The sequence below is a fragment of the Methylobacterium cerastii genome (genome assembly GCF_022179125.1).
Classification (GTDB): Bacteria; Pseudomonadota; Alphaproteobacteria; order Rhizobiales; family Beijerinckiaceae; genus Methylobacterium; species Methylobacterium cerastii.
On record NZ_BPQG01000006.1, the window covers coordinates 1 to 15,712 of the forward strand.

Annotated in this window: 13 protein-coding genes and 1 pseudogene; 8 read left to right on the forward strand and 6 right to left on the reverse strand. The window is 68.7% G+C overall.

The window, feature by feature from the left end; genetic code table 11:
• Positions 1 to 216 (forward strand): annotated as a pseudogene (locus tag MFF13_RS02070) (IS66 family transposase); the annotation flags it as partial.
• Positions 217 to 380: 164 nt separating this feature from the next.
• Here MFF13_RS02070 and MFF13_RS02075 read toward each other — a convergent pair.
• From MFF13_RS02075 to frc, 3 genes are all read right to left on the reverse strand, one after another.
• Complete coding sequence (locus tag MFF13_RS02075) at positions 381 to 623, reverse strand: hypothetical protein (protein WP_147762675.1); 243 nt, start codon at positions 621 to 623, stop codon at positions 381 to 383.
• A gap of 146 nt (positions 624 to 769) precedes the next feature.
• Entirely contained in the window at positions 770 to 1,702 is a 933-nt protein-coding gene (locus MFF13_RS02080; RefSeq protein WP_238270537.1) for a methionyl-tRNA formyltransferase, read from the reverse strand.
• Positions 1,703 to 1,969: 267 nt separating this feature from the next.
• Complete coding sequence (frc, locus tag MFF13_RS02085) at positions 1,970 to 3,247, reverse strand: formyl-CoA transferase (protein ID WP_147762677.1); 1,278 nt, start codon at positions 3,245 to 3,247, stop codon at positions 1,970 to 1,972.
• A 558-nt stretch (positions 3,248 to 3,805) separates the two neighbouring features.
• Here frc and MFF13_RS02090 point away from each other — a divergent pair.
• The 5 genes from MFF13_RS02090 (at position 3,806) to MFF13_RS02110 (ending at position 10,550) form a co-directional block, all read left to right on the forward strand.
• Positions 3,806 to 4,000: a hypothetical protein gene (locus tag MFF13_RS02090; protein ID WP_238270539.1), complete on the forward strand. Its 195-nt coding sequence runs from the start codon at positions 3,806 to 3,808 to the stop codon at positions 3,998 to 4,000.
• A gap of 159 nt (positions 4,001 to 4,159) precedes the next feature.
• On the forward strand, positions 4,160 to 4,426 hold the full coding sequence (locus MFF13_RS02095) for a hypothetical protein (protein ID WP_147762679.1): 267 nt from the start codon (positions 4,160 to 4,162) through the stop codon (positions 4,424 to 4,426).
• A 34-nt stretch (positions 4,427 to 4,460) separates the two neighbouring features.
• The gene (locus tag MFF13_RS02100) at positions 4,461 to 6,290 is read left to right on the forward strand and encodes a DEAD/DEAH box helicase family protein (protein WP_238270555.1); all 1,830 of its coding nucleotides are present in this window, start codon (positions 4,461 to 4,463) and stop codon (positions 6,288 to 6,290) included.
• Positions 6,291 to 6,609: 319 nt separating this feature from the next.
• Positions 6,610 to 8,967 (forward strand): TonB-dependent siderophore receptor, encoded by a 2,358-nt coding sequence (locus MFF13_RS02105; protein WP_147762681.1) that lies wholly within the window; start codon positions 6,610 to 6,612, stop codon positions 8,965 to 8,967.
• 11 nt (positions 8,968 to 8,978) lie between these two features.
• Positions 8,979 to 10,550 carry a PepSY-associated TM helix domain-containing protein gene (locus MFF13_RS02110; protein ID WP_147828229.1) on the forward strand — a complete coding sequence of 524 codons (1,572 nt, stop codon included), beginning with the start codon at positions 8,979 to 8,981 and terminating at the stop codon, positions 10,548 to 10,550.
• A gap of 21 nt (positions 10,551 to 10,571) precedes the next feature.
• Here MFF13_RS02110 and murI read toward each other — a convergent pair whose 3' ends face one another.
• Positions 10,572 to 11,450 (reverse strand): glutamate racemase, encoded by an 879-nt coding sequence (gene murI / locus MFF13_RS02115; protein ID WP_147762683.1) that lies wholly within the window; start codon positions 11,448 to 11,450, stop codon positions 10,572 to 10,574.
• A 234-nt stretch (positions 11,451 to 11,684) separates the two neighbouring features.
• Here murI and egtB point away from each other — a divergent pair, with 234 nt between their 5' ends.
• Complete coding sequence (gene egtB, locus MFF13_RS02120; RefSeq protein ID WP_238270582.1) at positions 11,685 to 12,947, forward strand: ergothioneine biosynthesis protein EgtB; 1,263 nt, start codon at positions 11,685 to 11,687, stop codon at positions 12,945 to 12,947.
• A 25-nt stretch (positions 12,948 to 12,972) separates the two neighbouring features.
• Entirely contained in the window at positions 12,973 to 13,947 is a 975-nt protein-coding gene (gene egtD / locus MFF13_RS02125) for an L-histidine N(alpha)-methyltransferase (protein ID WP_238270590.1), read from the forward strand.
• 137 nt (positions 13,948 to 14,084) lie between these two features.
• Here the strand turns inward: egtD and MFF13_RS02130 are convergent, their stop codons facing one another.
• Together MFF13_RS02130 and MFF13_RS02135 are read right to left on the reverse strand one after the other, a co-directional pair.
• Complete coding sequence (locus MFF13_RS02130) at positions 14,085 to 15,392, reverse strand: flavin monoamine oxidase family protein (RefSeq protein WP_147762686.1); 1,308 nt, start codon at positions 15,390 to 15,392, stop codon at positions 14,085 to 14,087.
• Between the two features lie 46 nt (positions 15,393 to 15,438).
• Positions 15,439 to 15,711: a hypothetical protein gene (locus MFF13_RS02135; protein ID WP_147750620.1), complete on the reverse strand. Its 273-nt coding sequence runs from the start codon at positions 15,709 to 15,711 to the stop codon at positions 15,439 to 15,441.
• Position 15,712 lies beyond the last annotated feature (1 nt).

Here is a 15,712-nt window from a genome sequence, read left to right on the forward strand (position 1 = left end):
CTCTTGGTCTTCCTCGACCATTCCGGTGCCGTCGAACCGACCAACAACGGCTCGGAACGGCTGCTGCGTCCGGCCGTGGTCCAAAGGAAGATGACCAACGGCTATCGCGCGATGTGGGCCGCTGCGGGCGAGGCCGACATCCGCACCGTGGTCGATACCGCCCGCCTCACAGGCAGCACCTCCTTCGGCACCATCCTCAAAACCGTTGGCGCCTGAACCCAGCGGCCACAGGGGTGGGTAATTACACACCGCGTTTATCGGTGCTGATGCCAAGGGATTTAGCCTTGCGGCATTATTTTCGATTTTGGTGAGCAGGCATTAGAGGGTCCTCCGCCGGGTGGACTAACGGCTGTTAAGGTCACGTTGGTTTCCCGAAGTTGCTAGTGCAAGCTCTCTGCGAGCAAGAAGCTGAACGCCTGAGGCGGATCGTAGACGGTCTTAAAGGCCTCGGCTTCGTGGCCGACAACAAGGACATGATAAGGATGCGGCAGTGCCAACACGCATTTATGTTCTACCGGACAAGCCGCGCCGGCGCTTTTACCAAAGTCTGCTTTAAGATAACACTCGCTCAAGAGCAGACGGCCTGCCTCCCACCCATCGCGGACGTTCGTGGTGGGTTCCATCCGTCAGGTTTTCACCACCAGCTCATTTCCGAGCAGGCGGACCGGGTTGGCAGGCCCGGATCAGCGCGATCCTTCTCGATGCGATCGAACGCGAAAGACCCGCCGGCTGATCGCAGCCGACGGGATGGGGCGACGACCCACGCGTTTCAGCCGCCCAGAATCGTGCCCACGCTCAAGCCGCCGTCCTGGGCGAACTCCGTCGCGGAGAGCTTCTTGCCGCCCTCCGGCTTCACCTTGAAGATCTCGATCTGGCCGCCCTGCGCGGTGACGCGGATCGACTCGTCGCCGACCGCGATCACCTCGCCGACCTTGCCCTTCACGCCGCCGAGCGCCCGCACCGGGTGCAGCCGCGCGTCGAAGATCTGCAGCTTGGCGCCGTTCATCGTTGTCCAGGCGCCGGGGGCGGGGTTGGCGGCGCGGATCAGGTCGTAGATCTGGTTGGCGTGGGCGGCCCAGTTGATCGCCGCCTCGCGGGCGCGGAACCAGCCCTCGTAGCTCGCCGCGTCCTCGTCCTGGTCGACCTCCATGTGCCGGCCGGCGACGACGAGGTCGGCCGCCTCCAGCATCGCCGCGACGCCCATCGGGAACAGGCTCTTGAAGTAGACGTCGCCCAGCGTGTCGTCGGGGCCGATGTCGCAGGTCTTCTGCAAAATGACCGGGCCCTCGTCGAGGCCGTCGGTCGGGCGGAAGATCGTCAGCCCGGTCCGGGTGTCGCCCTTGGCGATCGGCCAGTTGATCGAGGACGGCCCGCGATACCGCGGCAGCAACGAGGGGTGGTACTGGATCGTGCCGTGCTTCGGGATCGTGACGAAGTCCTGCGGCGCGAACTGCAGCACGTAGGCCATCACGCCGATGTCGGCGTCGAGCCCGCGCATGGCGGCCTCCGCCTCGGCGCTCTTCAGGCTCGGGAACTGGAACACCTGCAGCCCCTGCTCGAGGGCGGCGGTCTTCAGCACGTCGGGCTTGGCGCCCTCCTTCTCGGGGGCGCAGAACACGCCGGCCACCGTGTCGCCGCGCTTCAGGAAGGCCTCCAGCACCGCCTTGCCGAAATCCTGCTGACCGATGAAGGCGATGCGCATGGAAGCCTCGTTGTCGTCGCGATGGGACGGTCCGCCCCGGACTCTGCTCGACCGCCGATCCTGCCCACCACCTCGTCCCGAGGCGCTTTCGCGAGGCGGCAAGCCCCCAAGGAGGGCTCCGGTCGTCGCGCGCCCGCCGGAGGGCACCGTCGAGGTCCGCTGTCGCGGGCCCCTCGGGATGTCGGTGTCAGTGGTTGGGCAAATGCCGGTCCGTGTAGATGGATCGATAGAAGTGCAGGAACGAATCCGCCGTTTTTCGGCGACCGCCTACTCCGCCGCGATCTTCTCGATGCGGCCGACCGCGCCTGAATTCGCGATCTCGTCCACCTCGGCGTCGGTGTACTTGAGGACGCTGCGGAGGATCTCGTCGGTGTGCTCGCCGAGCAGCGGCGAGCGGGTCACCTCGCTCGGGCTCGCCGAGAGCTTGATCGGGTTTCCGACGGTCAGGTAGGTGCCGCGCGTGGGATGCTCGACCTCGACGATCGTGCCGGTCTTGCGCAGGGACTCGTCGGCGGCGATCTCCTTCATCGACAGGATCGGGCCGCAGGGGATGTCGTACGCGTTGAGGATGTCCATCGCCTCGAACTTGTCGTGCTTCATCGTCCAGGCTTCGATGCGCGTGAAGATCTCGTTCAGGTGCGGCAGGCGCGCCTTGGGCGTGGCGTAGCCCGGATCGGTCTTCCAGTCCGGCTCTCCGATGATGTCGCAGATCGGCGCCCAGACCGCGGCCTGGGTGATGAAGTACAGGTACGCGTTGGGATCGTGCTCCCAGCCCTTGCACTTGAGGATGCGGCCGGGCTGGCCGCCGCCGGAATCGTTGCCGGCGCGCGGGGTCGAGTCGCCGAACGGGATGCCCTCGCCGAACTGGCTGTACTCGGTGAGCGGGCCGTGATCGAGGCGCTGCTGGTCGCGCAGCTTCACCCGGCAGAGGTTGAGCACGCTGTCCTGCATGGCGCAGTCGACCTTCTGGCCCAGCCCGGTGACGGTGCGGTGGAACAGGGCGGTGACGATGCCGAGCGCGAGATGCAGGCCGGTGCCGGAATCGCCGATCTGCGCGCCGGTCACCATCGGGATGCCGTCGCGGAAGCCGGTGGTGGAGGCCGAGCCGCCGGCGCACTGGGCGACGTTCTCGTAGACCTTGCAATCCTCGTAGCGGCCGGGACCGAAGCCCTTCACCGAAGCCAGGATCATGCGCGGGTTGGCCTCGTGGATCTTCTCCCAGGTCAGGCCCATGCGGGCGAGCGCGCCGGGGGCGAAGTTCTCGACGAGCACGTCGCACTCCTTCACCAGGCGCCAGAGCACGTCCTTGCCCTTGGCCGTCTTCGAATCGAGGGTGATCGAACGCTTGTTGTGGTTCAGCATGGTGAAATACAAACTGTCCACATCAGGAACGTCCTGAAGCTGCGCGCGCGTCGCGTCGCCGGCGCCGGGACGCTCGACCTTGATCACGTCGGCGCCGAACCACGCGAGCAACTGCGTGCAGGTCGGGCCGGACTGGACGTGGGTGAAGTCCAGGATTTTGACGCCTTCCAGGGCCTTGCTCATGGGTCTGTCTCTGATCGTTCCAGGTGGGTCGGGATACCGGCGATGCCGCTCGGCTTCGAAGGTGTCGGGCCGCGGTCCCGTCAGGCCTCATGCCTGCCGGGCGCGCTCGCCAATGGTCAAGTCAATAAAAGTCCGCCTTCGGCCAAGCCGCGCTTCTGGCTAGGGCCGGTGCGCGGCTCAGCGCGCGTCGCGGCCCGAAGGCACGCAGATGGGAAGCCCTGCGGCCCGAAAGGCAGGCAGCCCTGATGGCGCCCGAGGGGCATTGCGACGCTCCATCCCTGTTGCTTCGTCTAAGTCGGCCTTGTCGGCCGTTGCCCCGCAGGATGGCCGAAGTGACGATGGCATGCAATATGCCAAACGACGTGACCCACGGCGCGATGTTCGTCCGGCCCGATGTCTTCGGTTGCACGGTCTTCGCTCGTCCAACGACCGGCCTGATGTCTCACAACTGCAGAATGCCTCATCGAAAATTGATCAGATTTCGGGATCACGATCGAATATCGGTCTATTCCGCCATACGAATGCATGGCACCTTACGGTTTCTTGCGGAGCCGTGCGATGAACGTTCCCGCCGCCTTGGCCGTCCAGTCGATTCCCTTCGCATGGCTCGTGCTGTCGATGCGTCGCGACAACGCCGACCTGTTCGCGATCCTCGACATCGCCGGCCTCGGGCTTCTCCTGTCGCTGATCGTTTGGCTCGGCGATCAGCTCATCTTCGATCAGGTGATGTCGGCGGTCGGTGACTTCGACTGACCGGGCGGACGTCACGCTTGGCCATTGCCGCCAAGCCGTAGGTTCCCGGTGCTGGCGACACCTTCCGCGTTCGCGCCCCTTGGCAGCGACGGAATACGGGTTCATCCTCCCGATCAAACGGCGCTCGGCAAACAAGCGCAGACCGACGGAGGTACGCCCATGCTTTCGAGTTCCCGCCTGATCAAGTCATCCTGGATCGCCGTCGAGGTCACGCAGGAGCGTGCCGAGCGGGTGCTGGTCGTCGAGACCTACATCGCGGTGAGCCCGCTCGAGCGCAACTACGAGGCATCGCAGTACGAGAAGGTCGTCGATTGCGTCCGCCACGTGCTCGCGGCGCACCCGGAGATCGACCGGGCCTCGATCCTGAGCATGCATCGTGGCTCGGGCTGCGCCAGCCTGTTCCGGGCTTCGGCCGAGGCGGCTTGAGCCTCGGTCCCGTGCGAGGTCTGGCCGTGGTGCGATGAACGCGGCGGCCGGGTATGCGCTGCCGGACGACGGCGTCGTCGAGCGCGGGCCGTGGAATCCCGGTATCGAATCGACGCTGCCACGGCGCTTTCTCGCGCTGACCACCCTGTACCGGCCCGAGAACGTTGCGACGCCCCTGGCCGAGGCGGTCGAACTCGCCGCCTTCTCCGGCCTGCCGATGCCGGAAATCGTCGCCTTCCGGCCCGAGCGCCTCGTCGTCCACGAGGTGCTGATCCGGGTGATGGCCGACCTCTCGGTCCCGGTCGGCGAGACCTATGGCGACCTTGGCGTCAACTTCCGTGCGATCGTCGCGCACATCCTCGCCGACGCGGTCGCACCGCACGCGGCGGCCGTCGCTGAGACTCTGAGCGCCGTTGCGGAGACGGCGCGCACCCGCATCACGGCTGAGCTCGACGCGGCGTTCGCGCCGCCCGCTCCGGCGCCGGCAACGCCCAAAACCTGGCGCCACGTGCTGGGCCTAGCGCCGCGGCCGGAGCCGCCGCCCGTTGACGGGCGGTCTCCTGAAGAGCGTGTGCTGGCCAACTGCGCCGATTGGTGCGTCCGCGCCGGGCAGGGCGAGGATGCCCTCGAGCAGGTGGCGAGCGCGGCGCTTCACAGGGTTGTGTCGGGGATCGTCCGGCACCGGGGCAAGCTCATCGGGGATCGCAGCTTGCTCGCGAGCCTTGCTACCACGCTCGTGGCCAATGACGAGGGCAGCCGCCGCATCGGCTGCCTGATCGAGCCGTGGTTCGCCGAGGCCGTGGCGCGCGAAGGCTACGTTCCGGTCCGCGCGCAGGCGGCGCCGATCGTGATGAACGTCAAGGGCGCCTCGGCCTCGGGCAAGAGCACAATGCGCCCGCTGCAGCGCGCTCTGGCCCGCCGGCTCGGCGAATCCTGGTCGGACTTCGCGGTGATCACCCCCGACATCTGGCGCAAGTTCCTGCTCGACTACGACTCGATCGGCGACGCGATCGGCTATGCCGGCACGCTCACCGGGCACGAGGTCGAGATCGTCGATCGCAAGCTCGATCGCTACATGGCGCGCAAGGCCCGCGAGGGGCGGATGTCGCATCTGCTGATCGACCGGTTCCGGTTCGACAGCTTCAACGCCGATTCCCGTACGCAGGACGGTAGCCAGTTGCTGACCCGCTTCGGGCACCGCGTCTTCATGTTGTTCATGATCACGCCGCCTGACGCGACGGTCGAACGCGCCTGGATCCGCGGACGGATCTTCGGTCGCTACAAGGCGGTGGACGACCTCCTCGCCCACAACGTCGAGGCCTTCACCGGAATGCCGGAGCTGTTCTTCACCTGGGCGGCCAAGGCCGACAAGCAGGTGTATTACGAGTTCCTCGACAACAGCGTGCCGCTTGGCGAACGCCCGCGCACCGTCGCCTTCGGCGAGAACGGCAACCTGACCGTCCTCAACGCCGGCTACCTGATCGACATCGCCCGCTACACCAAGATTAACATCGACGCGCTCTCACCGGCGGAGGTCTACCCGGACGCCGCCGCCCTGGCGCCGGAACGGAACACCGGCTTCCTGCGCCAATGCGCCCGGCGCCTCCGCTCGGTCCGCTTCGCGGAAGCCGGCTCCGGCCTGGTCTACGCCTGCTTCGAGACTGGGCGCCTCACCTGCCTCGACCGCGCGGCGTTCGCGCGCGCCTGCGCCGACCCCGAGACCCGCGTGGCGCTCGCCGCCTTTGGGGCCGACAATCCGGAGGGGACTCCGTGCGCTGAAGCGCCTACGGAAATCCTGTCGCAGGCGCGCACCGAGACGCTGGGCGCCTGGGTCGACCCCAAGCGGGCGTCGCCGCCGGCCTGATTTGAGGCGACCAGGCGCCCGCGAGGTGTCACCGATTGAACACAGCCTGGCAGCTTATGCACCGGCAAGTTGCGTCGCGGGCACCATCCTGTCTGGGCATGCAGAGCGCACGAAACCGCCCACGCCCCTGTGCATCGTCATCCCGCGTGACCGTGCACGTCGAGATAGCCTGGAACCTTTCGAAGTTACTCTGGAACGCTTCCACAAGATAGAAATTGTGCTGGGGCGAGAACTTAACGATAAGCCGATCACGCCGCCGTGATGCGCAAGTGCATGTCGCGGGTCTTCGTCGTTACGTGTCGCGTCTGGGATCAACTAGATGATTCATTACTGCCCGTGCGCCGCAGGGCCAGCTTCCGTGCGCCCGTTCCGCACCGTGCTGGGGCTGGCTCTACTATCCACGACCTGCGCGATCCTGTCGCCGTCGGCCGCCTCGGCGCAGACCGCGCCGACGACCGACATCGAGCTCGGCGAGCTCAGCGTCACCGGCGAGGGCGCCGGCCGCAGCCTCGGCGGCACGCTCTACGGATCGGGCGGTGCGTCCGGTGCGGTCCCCGGTTACGTCGCCAGCCGCAGCACCGTCGCCACCAAGACCGATACGCCGATCATCGAGACCGCGCAGTCGATCTCGGTGATCGGGCGCAAGCAGATCGAGGACCAGAACGCGCTCACCGTGAACCAGGCCCTACGCTACACGCCCGGCGTCACCACCGAGCAGCGCGGCGGCGCCGGCTCGACCCGGTTGGAGCAGTTCCTGATCCGTGGGTTCAACGCGCCGATCTTCCTCGACGGCATGGCACTCATCGCCGGCCGCGACGCCAACGCCACCATCGACCCCTATCGGCTGGAGCGGGTCGACGTGATCAAGGGGCCGGCCTCGGTGCTGTACGGGCAGTCGGGGCCTGGCGGCATCGTCAACCTGGTCTCGAAGATCCCGCAATTCGTCCGGCACGGCGAAGTCTTCGTCCAGGGCGGCGGCTTCAACGAGGTCCGCGGCGGCGTCGACGTGGGCGGGCCGATCCAGTCCGAGGTGCCGTGGCTCGCCGATCAGTTCGCCTACCGCATCGTCGGTTCCGGCTGGAACGGCGACGGCCCGGTGGACACGACGCGGGTCGAGCGCGCCTTCGTCAATCCGAGCGTGACTTGGCGGGCCTCGACCGACACGCAGCTCACGATCATCGGCAACTACCAGCGCGACCCGTTCTCTGGCTTCTACGGTGGCTTCCCGGCGGTCGGCACGGTGTTCCCGCGTGACTTCGGCAACGGCGTGATCGGGCGCCTGCCGGTCAACTTCTACGACGGCGACAAAAGCGTCGAGCGCTCGGACCGGACCCAGGCCTCGATCGAATACCTGTTCGACCACCGCTTCAACGAGAACCTGCGCTTCCACTCGGCCGGACGCTACCTGCGTACGCAGGGCGATTATCGCAGCGTCTACAGCGCGTTCAACCCGCGAAACGGCCCGTTCGCCAGCGGCCCGCTGCTGCCGCGCGCAGTGATCGGCAACGTCGTCGCGGCCGAGGCCTACACGTTGGATTCGAACGTCGTGGCCAACTTCGACACCGGTCCGATCGCCCACACGGCGCTGCTCGGCGTGGACCACCGCACCTTCAGCACGCGCACCAGCGGGACGCCGTTTCCGAACGCGCCCGACCTGAACGTGCTCGCGCCGAACTACGCGATGAACATCCCGTTCCCGGCCTTCACCACCACCTCGCGCATCGACGCGCAGCAGACCGGCGTCTACTTCCAGGACCAGATGAAGGTCGACGGCCTGATCCTGACCCTCGGCGGACGCTACGATGTCGCCCGCCAGTCCGGGCCGACCCGCAGCTTCACCGCCACCGGCAGCACGCTGACGCTGCAGGACGCGCCCTCCGACGCCTTCACCGGCCGGGCGAGCCTGCTCTACCTGTTCCCTTCGGGCGTCGCGCCCTACGTGTCCTACAGCCAGGCCTTCGAGCCGATCGTCGCCGGCCGAGTGTTCGACACGGCCTTCGGCACGGTCGGGCGCATCCCCGACCCGCAGCTGAGCGACCAGTACGAGGCCGGCATCAAGTACCAGCCGCCGGGTACCGACATCCTGCTCACCGCATCGGTCTTCGACATCCGCCAGTCGAACCGGACCACCGCCGACACGACGCTCGGCCGCCCCACCGGCTTCGTGCTGCAGACCGGCGAGGTCGGCGTGCAGGGGGTCGAGTTCGAGGCGCGGGCGAACCTCACCGAGGGCATCACCTTGATCGGCGGCTTCTCGCTCCTCGACATCCGCAACGTCCGGGACGATGGCCGGACCGCCAACGACCTCACCGGGCAGACGGTCCCGCTCCAGGGCCGGCGGCCGGTGTTGGTTCCGGATACCACCGCCTCGCTGCTCGCGACCTACCGATTCCTCGACGGGCCGTTGCTCGGCCTGGAATTCGGCGGCGGCGTCCGCTATCTCGGCACCTCCTGGGGCGACGCGGCCAACACCTTCAAGGTGCCCGAAAGCGTGCTCGTCGACGCCACGGCCTCCTACGACCTGCGCAACCTCGACCCGACGCTGGCCGGCTTCTCCGTGCAGGTGAACGCCACCAACCTCCTCGACGAGACCTACGTCAGCGGCTGCAACGGCTACACCAGTTGCTATTACGGGCTGCCGCGCACGGTCTACGCCACGCTGCGTTACCGCTGGTAGGGCGCGAGACCATGCGAACCGGCTTCCGGCAATCGATGGCGTGGCTGCACGCGTGGTCCGGCCTCGTGGTCGGCTGGGTGCTGTTCGCCGTCTTCGTCACCGGCACCGCGAGCTACTACCGCTCGGAGATCTCGCAATGGATGCGGCCGGAGCTGAAGGCCGCGGCTCCGATGAGTCCGGCCGCCCTCGGCCACGCCGCCGACCTCGCCCGCCTCCATCTCGACACCCATGCGAAGGGCGCGCGCAGCTGGTTCATCACCCTGCCGAGCCCCGACCGGCCGACCCTCGACCTGTTCTGGCGTCGCAAGCCCGGCACGCCGCCGGGCCAGGCGACGCTCGATCCCGCGACCGGCGCGCCAGCCTCGGTCCGCGATACGCGCGGCGGCGACTTCCTCTACCGCTTCCACTTCGAGCTGAGCATGGCGCCCCTGTGGGGTCGCTGGGTTGTTGGCATCTGCGCGATGATTATGCTCGTCGTACTGGTCTCCGGAATCGTCACGCACCGGCGGATCTTCGCCGACCTGTTCACCTTCCGGCGTCACGCCAAGTCGGCGCAGCGCGGCTGGCTCGATGCGCATAACGTCACCGGCGTGCTGGCGCTGCCTTTCCACCTTATGATCACCTACACCGGCATCGTCACGCTCTGCGTGATGTACATGCCCTGGGGCGTCACAACCGCCTATCACGGCGACGCCCAGGCCTTCTACGCGGAATCCGGCCAGATCACCGCTACGCGGCCCCCCGCCGGACGGCCGACGCCGCTGGCACCCCTCGGGCCAATGGTCGAGCGCGCGCTGGCGATGAACGCCGAGCCGCTGGAGCGGATCACGGTGCAGAACCCGGGCGACGCCAACGCCGTAGTCGTCGCAGTGTTCGAGGAGCCGCACGGCCTGATGCACCGGCACCCGCAGGTGGCGTTCGACGGCACAACCGGCGCGGTGATCGAGACTCTGGGGCCGATGCGTCCGGCGGCGGGCGCCTTCACCACGATGGTCGGCCTGCACGAAGCGCATTTCGCAGGGCCGGCCCTGCGGGTGCTGTTCTTCCTCAGCGGCGTCATGGGCGCGACCATGGTGGCGACCGGACTGATCCTGTGGACCGTGGCGCGGGTACCGAAGCCCGGCAGCGGGGCGAGGGCGCATCTCGGCCTGCGGCTGGTCCAGGCACTCAACGTCGGCACGATCGCCGGCCTGCCGATCGCCATCGCCTGCTACTTCCTGGCGAACCGTCTGCTGCCGCTCGGCATCGCCGAGCGCAAGGAGACGGAGGTGACGGCCTTCTTCGCCGCCTGGGTCGTCGCCGCCCTGGTGCCTCTGGTTCTGACGCCGCGCGCCGGCTGGACGGCGATGCTCGCGACCGCGGCGGCCCTGCTCGCTGCGGTGCCGGTCGTCGGCGGGCTCACCACCGGTCGTCACCTCGTCGCGAGCCTACGCGCGGGCGACGCGGCGTTCTACGGGTTCGACCTAGCGCTGCTCGGGCTCGGCGCCGCCTTCGCCTTCGCCGCCTACAAGGCCGCCGGGCTCAGCCGCCGCACTGTCGTCGAGCGGCCGCGGCCCAGGGCGGTCGCCGCGGCACAGCCCTGATCGAAGGGTCGGAAGACGGCGCTACTGCAGCGCCAGGGGCATCGGGTCGACGCCGACCGAGGGGATGCCGCGCCGGTCGAGCGAGGCGCGCAAGGCCTCGGTCAGCGTGGCGCCGCCGGTGAAGGCGCCGAGCACTGGGCCCTCGTCGGAGCGCGCGTCGCGCGGGGTGCTACCGAGCAGCTGCGTCACCCGGCGGGCGATGGCCGGGGCCGGGTCGATCCAGGTGACGGGCCAGGGCGCGAGCCGCTCGAAGCGCGGGCGCAGCAGCGGATAATGCGTGCAGGCGAGGCAGACGACATCGGTCCGGCGGCCGTCCTCGGCGGTGACGAAGCACGGCGCGATCTCGGCGGCGATCGCCGCGTCGTCCACCGGCGTGCCGGCGAGCTCCGCCTCGGCGTAGTTGGCCAGATGGTGCGAGCCGACCGACGTAACCGAGCAGGCGGCGGCGTAGGTCGCGATCAGGTCGCGGGTGTAGGAGCGGGCGACGGTGCCGGGCGTCGCCAGCAGCGTGACGAGGCGCGAGCGGCTTGTCTCGGCCGCCGGCTTGATCGGCGGCACCACGCCGACGAAGGGCGTCGGGAAGCGCTGGCGCAGGGCCGGCAGCACCAGCGTCGAGGCGGTGTTGCACGCGATGACTACGAGGTCCGGTCGGTGCGTCGCGATCAGGCGTGCCATCACGTCGAGCACGCGCTGGACCAGGACCGGCTCCGACAGGCGGCCGTAGGGGAAGGCGGCGTCGTCGGCGGCGTAGACGTATCGCGCGTCGGGACGGGCGCGGCGCACCTGCTCCAGCACCGTCAACCCGCCGAGGCCGGAATCGAACACAAGGATGGTGGGCTCGGGCGCCCCGCGCAGGACGGCGGCCGACAGGCTCGCTCCGGCCATCAGATCGATCCGCATCAGAACGCGTACCCCAGCATCAGAGCCTCGCAGTCTTGGGCGAGAGGGTTAAGGCCACCTCACTGCGGCTGCAAAAAGGCTATCGATTTCGCTGGGGCTGGCTTGTTGTCCCGTAATCCACCGCTCCGGCGCGATCGCAGACTGAATCGTCGCGCTGCCGTTGTCTGCGAGACCTTCGACCATATCTCCACCGTCCATGACCGCCGGTCGAACGGACGACGGGGAGAACAGACCATGGCTGCGACAGCCGCACTTCGCGACCCGGCCTTCCCGGCTCAAGCCTTCCCGCCGCCGCCCGTCTCCGCCCGCCCGGTGGACCGGGACGCCTGGATCGCCGCCTTCCGCTTCGTTCGCGCCGAGACCGAGCGCCGCGCCGCGCCGCTGTCACCGGAGGACCAGCAGGTCCAGTCCATGGCCGACGCCAGCCCGACCAAGTGGCACCGCGCACACACGACGTGGTTCTTCGAGCAGTTCCTGCTGCGCGAGCATCTGCCCGGCTACCAGATCCACGACGAGCGGCTGCACTATCTGTTCAATTCCTACTACGTCGCCGCCGGCCCGCGTCAGCCGCGGATCATGCGGGGGCTGATCACGCGGCCGACCACCGAGGAGATCGCCGCTTACCGCGCCCACATCGATCGGGCGGTCGAGACCCTGCTGGCGCAGGCCGCCCCCGGCGCGCTGGAGAAGGTGCTGCCGATCCTCGAGATCGGCTTGTTCCACGAGCAGCAGCACCAGGAACTCTTGATCACGGACATCCTGCACGCCTTCGCTCAGAACCCGCTGCACCCGGTCTACGATCCCGCGTGGCGCTTCCCGCAGGCGACGAGCAGCCCGGGCGCAATCGAGCTCGCGCACGGCATCCATCAAGTTGGACACGCAGGCGATGGGTTCTCGTTCGACAACGAGCATCCGCGCCACGACACCCTTATTTTGCCGACGTCGATCGATCGGGGGTTGGTCACGAACGCGGAATGGCTGCGGTTCATGGCCGATGGCAGCTATACCCGCTCCGAGCTCTGGCTATCCGACGGCTGGCTCGCGGCCCAGGCGGAAGGCTGGGAGGCACCGGGCTACTGGCAGCCGGGCGAGCAGGGCTGGACTTGCATGACCCTCGCCGGCCGCCGCCCGATCGATCCGGCGCAGCCCGTGACCCATGTCAGCTACTACGAAGCGGACGCCTACGCCCGCTGGGCTGGCCGCGATTTGCCGACCGAGTTCGAGTGGGAGGTCGCCGCCGCCGAGGGCGGGCTCGACGACGCGTTCGGCCTGGTCTGGCAGTGGACGCGCAGCGCCTACACCGCCTACCCGGGCTATCGCCCGCTGCCGGGTGCGCTTGGCGAGTACAACGGCAAGTTCATGTTGAACCAAATCGTCCTGCGCGGCTCGTCGGTGGCGACGCCGGAGGGACATGCCCGCCGGCCGTACCGCAACTTCTTCTATCCCCATCAGCGCTGGCAGTTCACGGGCCTGCGCCTCGCGCAGTCCCGCGCCTGACGAACGTCTTCCGGAGCTATCACGCGTGACCATCAAGCCCGTTTTCGCGGACGCGACGCCGCTCGCGCGCCTACCCGACGATCAGGCGTTCCTCGCCGACGTGCTCGCGGGCTTCGTCAAGCCACAGAAGACGCTGCCGGCGAAGTACTTCTATGACGCCGCCGGGTCAGACCTGTTCGAGCAGATCACCTTGCTGCCGGAATACTACCCGACCCGGACGGAGCTTGGCATTCTCGACGCGCGCGGTGCCGAGATTTCTGCCGCCCTGCCGCGCGGCGCCGCCCTCGTAGAGTTTGGTAGCGGCTCGACCGTGAAGGTGCGCCGGCTTCTCCGCCACATGTCCGACCTCGCCGCCTACGTGCCCGTGGACGTTTCCGAGACGTTCCTGCGTAGCGAGGCGGCGGCGCTGCAGACGGACTATCCGAACCTGCGCATCGCGCCGATCGCTGCCGACTTCACGCAGCCCTTCGCCCTTCCTGCCGATCTCGGCGAGGCCCCGCGCGCCGGGTTCTTCCCCGGCTCGACCATCGGCAACTTCGAGCCCGCGGAGGCGGCTCGGCTCCTCCGCCAGTTCGGCGACGTGCTCGGCGCCGGCGCGACGCTCGTCGTCGGCGTGGACCTCGTGAAGGACGCAGCCGTACTGGAAGCGGCCTACGACGACGCGGCTGGCACCACCGCGGCGTTCAACCTCAACCTGCTGACTCGGATCGACCGGGAACTCTCCGGCACTTTCGACGCGTCAGCCTTCGGCCATCGGGCGGTGTTCAACCGCACGGCCTCGCGGATCGAGATGCACCTCGTCAGCCGTGCGAACCAGACCGTGACGGTGGCCGGACACGCCTTCGCCTTCGCCGAGGGCGAAACGATCCATACCGAGAACAGCTACAAGTACACGATCGACGGATTTCGCGATCTCGCCGAGCAGGCCGGCTGGGCGGCCATCACCGTGTGGACCGATCCCGAGGCGCTGTTCTCCGTCCACGCACTGCGCTTCGGGTAGGGCTTGATGAGATAAACCTTCGTGAGCAGGTCGCGTGAAGCGCATCGGGGGCCCCTCTCCCGCAGGGGAGAGGGGCTCCGGGCCTCGTGACCCGAACGTCTAAGTGCCGTTTGCGTCCGACTTCCTGCTCGAAACCCTCAGCCCAGCATCCGCAGGACGGCCTGCCCAGCGCGTTCGCCGTCCAACGTCGCGCCGCCGACCGTCATGGCTCCTCCTCCGGCATAGGCTTCACCGGCGAGGAAGATGCGCTCGCCGATGCCCGCCTGGAGAGCGGCCCGGGCGTCGGCATGACCAGGGCGGGCGATCGAGTAACTGCCGCGGGCATATGGGTCGGTCCACCAGCCGGCGAGCTTCCCGGCCGTCACCGCGCCGCGCGCCTGCGTACCGAGGATCGCCACCAAACGGTCCGTGACCTCGGCGACGGCGGCGGCCTCGCCGAGTTCGCACAAGGCGCGCGATCCGTCTCCGCCGATGTTGGCCACCGCGAGCGGCCTGTCGAACGGCGAGACCTCGAAGTAGATCGTCCGGTCCTGCTCGCCGCGCCGCGCCACCGAGACCGCATCGCCCAAGGCCTTCAGATCGATCCGGGCGGGGTCGAGCCGGAGGCCGACCTTGCTGTAGGCCCCCATGCCGAGGCCGCCGAGCGCATCCCGCGTCGGGGCAGGCAAATCCGGCGTGAAGTGGATCGCGCCCGACGCCAGCACGCCGACCGGAACGGTGAGGATCACGGCCGCGGCGTCGAGGATGCCGCCCGGTGTCGTCACCCGCACCCCGCCGCCCGACCAGTCGATGCCGGTCGCGGCCGTGCCGAGGGCGACCGGCATCATCGCGAAGCGGCGGCGCACGAGACTGCCGTAGCCGTCGAGCCAGAGGTCGGTGCCGGACCACAGGCGGTCATAATCGAGGAGCGAGACGCGATCGGGCTCCTCGCCGAGCGACAGCCGGGAGAGGCCCGCCGCCGCCTGAACCATGTCAGGGCCGGCGACGGCGGCGGCTTCGGCGAGCGACCGGTCGGGGCCCGCGACCGGCTTCAGCGCAGCGTCGAGACCGGAGAAGGCGGCACGGCGCCGGTTGCGCTCGCTATCCGTCGCAGGATGCCCATCGACGAACAGCGTCCGCGCCCAGCCTTCCTGGCCGGCGATGCGCACGCCGTCGCGTTCGGCGATGGCCCGCCACGGGTTGCACTCGGCCCAGTGCACGTACTCGGCGCCGGCATCGAAGGGGCAGTCCGGCCCGAGCCCGATCTCGGTGTAGGCGCGTCCTCCGATGCGGTTGCGCGCCTCGATGACGGTGAAGGCTCGGCCGGCCTGGCGCAGGATGTCGGCGGCGGCGAGCCCGGCCGCGCCTGCGCCGACGACGACCACCGGCCCGTCGCGCCGGGCCGCCTTCGCGGCGGGAGCCGCGAGGAGGGCGCCGATCAGCGCGGCGCGGCGGGTGAGGGGCATGAACGCTCCGTTCGCGCGAGAGGATGCGGCGACCGGAGCGGCGCGATCAGGCGCGCTTCTCCATCATCGCCTTCACCTGCATGAGCTGGTCCCAGACCTGGCCGGGCGAGGTCCCCATGAACTCGAAGCCGGCGTTGATGCCCCAGTAGATCCCGAGGCAGATCAGCGGCACGAGCACCCAGGCCAGGATCTCCTCGCCGCGGCGACGGCGGGTGCGCCGCCGCCGCCGCTCCTCACGGCGGGTGAGGGGCTTCGGTCGTGCCGCCGCCAGCGTGGGTTGCTCGACGGGCAGGAGGGGGCCCTCATGCAGTTCGCTCATT

Excerpts from the sequence above, each read along its gene's own strand:
- MFF13_RS02075 (WP_147762675.1), bottom strand. The coding sequence starts at position 623 with ATGGAACCCACCACGAACGTCCGCGATGGGTGGGAGGCAGGCCGTCTG.
- MFF13_RS02080 (WP_238270537.1), bottom strand. The coding sequence starts at position 1,702 with ATGCGCATCGCCTTCATCGGTCAGCAGGATTTCGGCAAGGCGGTGCTG.
- frc (WP_147762677.1), bottom strand. The coding sequence starts at position 3,247 with ATGAGCAAGGCCCTGGAAGGCGTCAAAATCCTGGACTTCACCCACGTC.
- MFF13_RS02090 (WP_238270539.1), top strand. The coding sequence starts at position 3,806 with ATGAACGTTCCCGCCGCCTTGGCCGTCCAGTCGATTCCCTTCGCATGG.
- MFF13_RS02095 (WP_147762679.1), top strand. The coding sequence starts at position 4,160 with ATGCTTTCGAGTTCCCGCCTGATCAAGTCATCCTGGATCGCCGTCGAG.
- MFF13_RS02100 (WP_238270555.1), top strand. The coding sequence starts at position 4,461 with ATGAACGCGGCGGCCGGGTATGCGCTGCCGGACGACGGCGTCGTCGAG.
- MFF13_RS02105 (WP_147762681.1), top strand. The coding sequence starts at position 6,610 with ATGATTCATTACTGCCCGTGCGCCGCAGGGCCAGCTTCCGTGCGCCCG.
- MFF13_RS02110 (WP_147828229.1), top strand. The coding sequence starts at position 8,979 with ATGCGAACCGGCTTCCGGCAATCGATGGCGTGGCTGCACGCGTGGTCC.
- murI (WP_147762683.1), bottom strand. The coding sequence starts at position 11,450 with ATGCGGATCGATCTGATGGCCGGAGCGAGCCTGTCGGCCGCCGTCCTG.
- egtB (WP_238270582.1), top strand. The coding sequence starts at position 11,685 with ATGGCTGCGACAGCCGCACTTCGCGACCCGGCCTTCCCGGCTCAAGCC.
- MFF13_RS02130 (WP_147762686.1), bottom strand. The coding sequence starts at position 15,392 with ATGCCCCTCACCCGCCGCGCCGCGCTGATCGGCGCCCTCCTCGCGGCT.
- MFF13_RS02135 (WP_147750620.1), bottom strand. The coding sequence starts at position 15,711 with ATGAGCGAACTGCATGAGGGCCCCCTCCTGCCCGTCGAGCAACCCACG.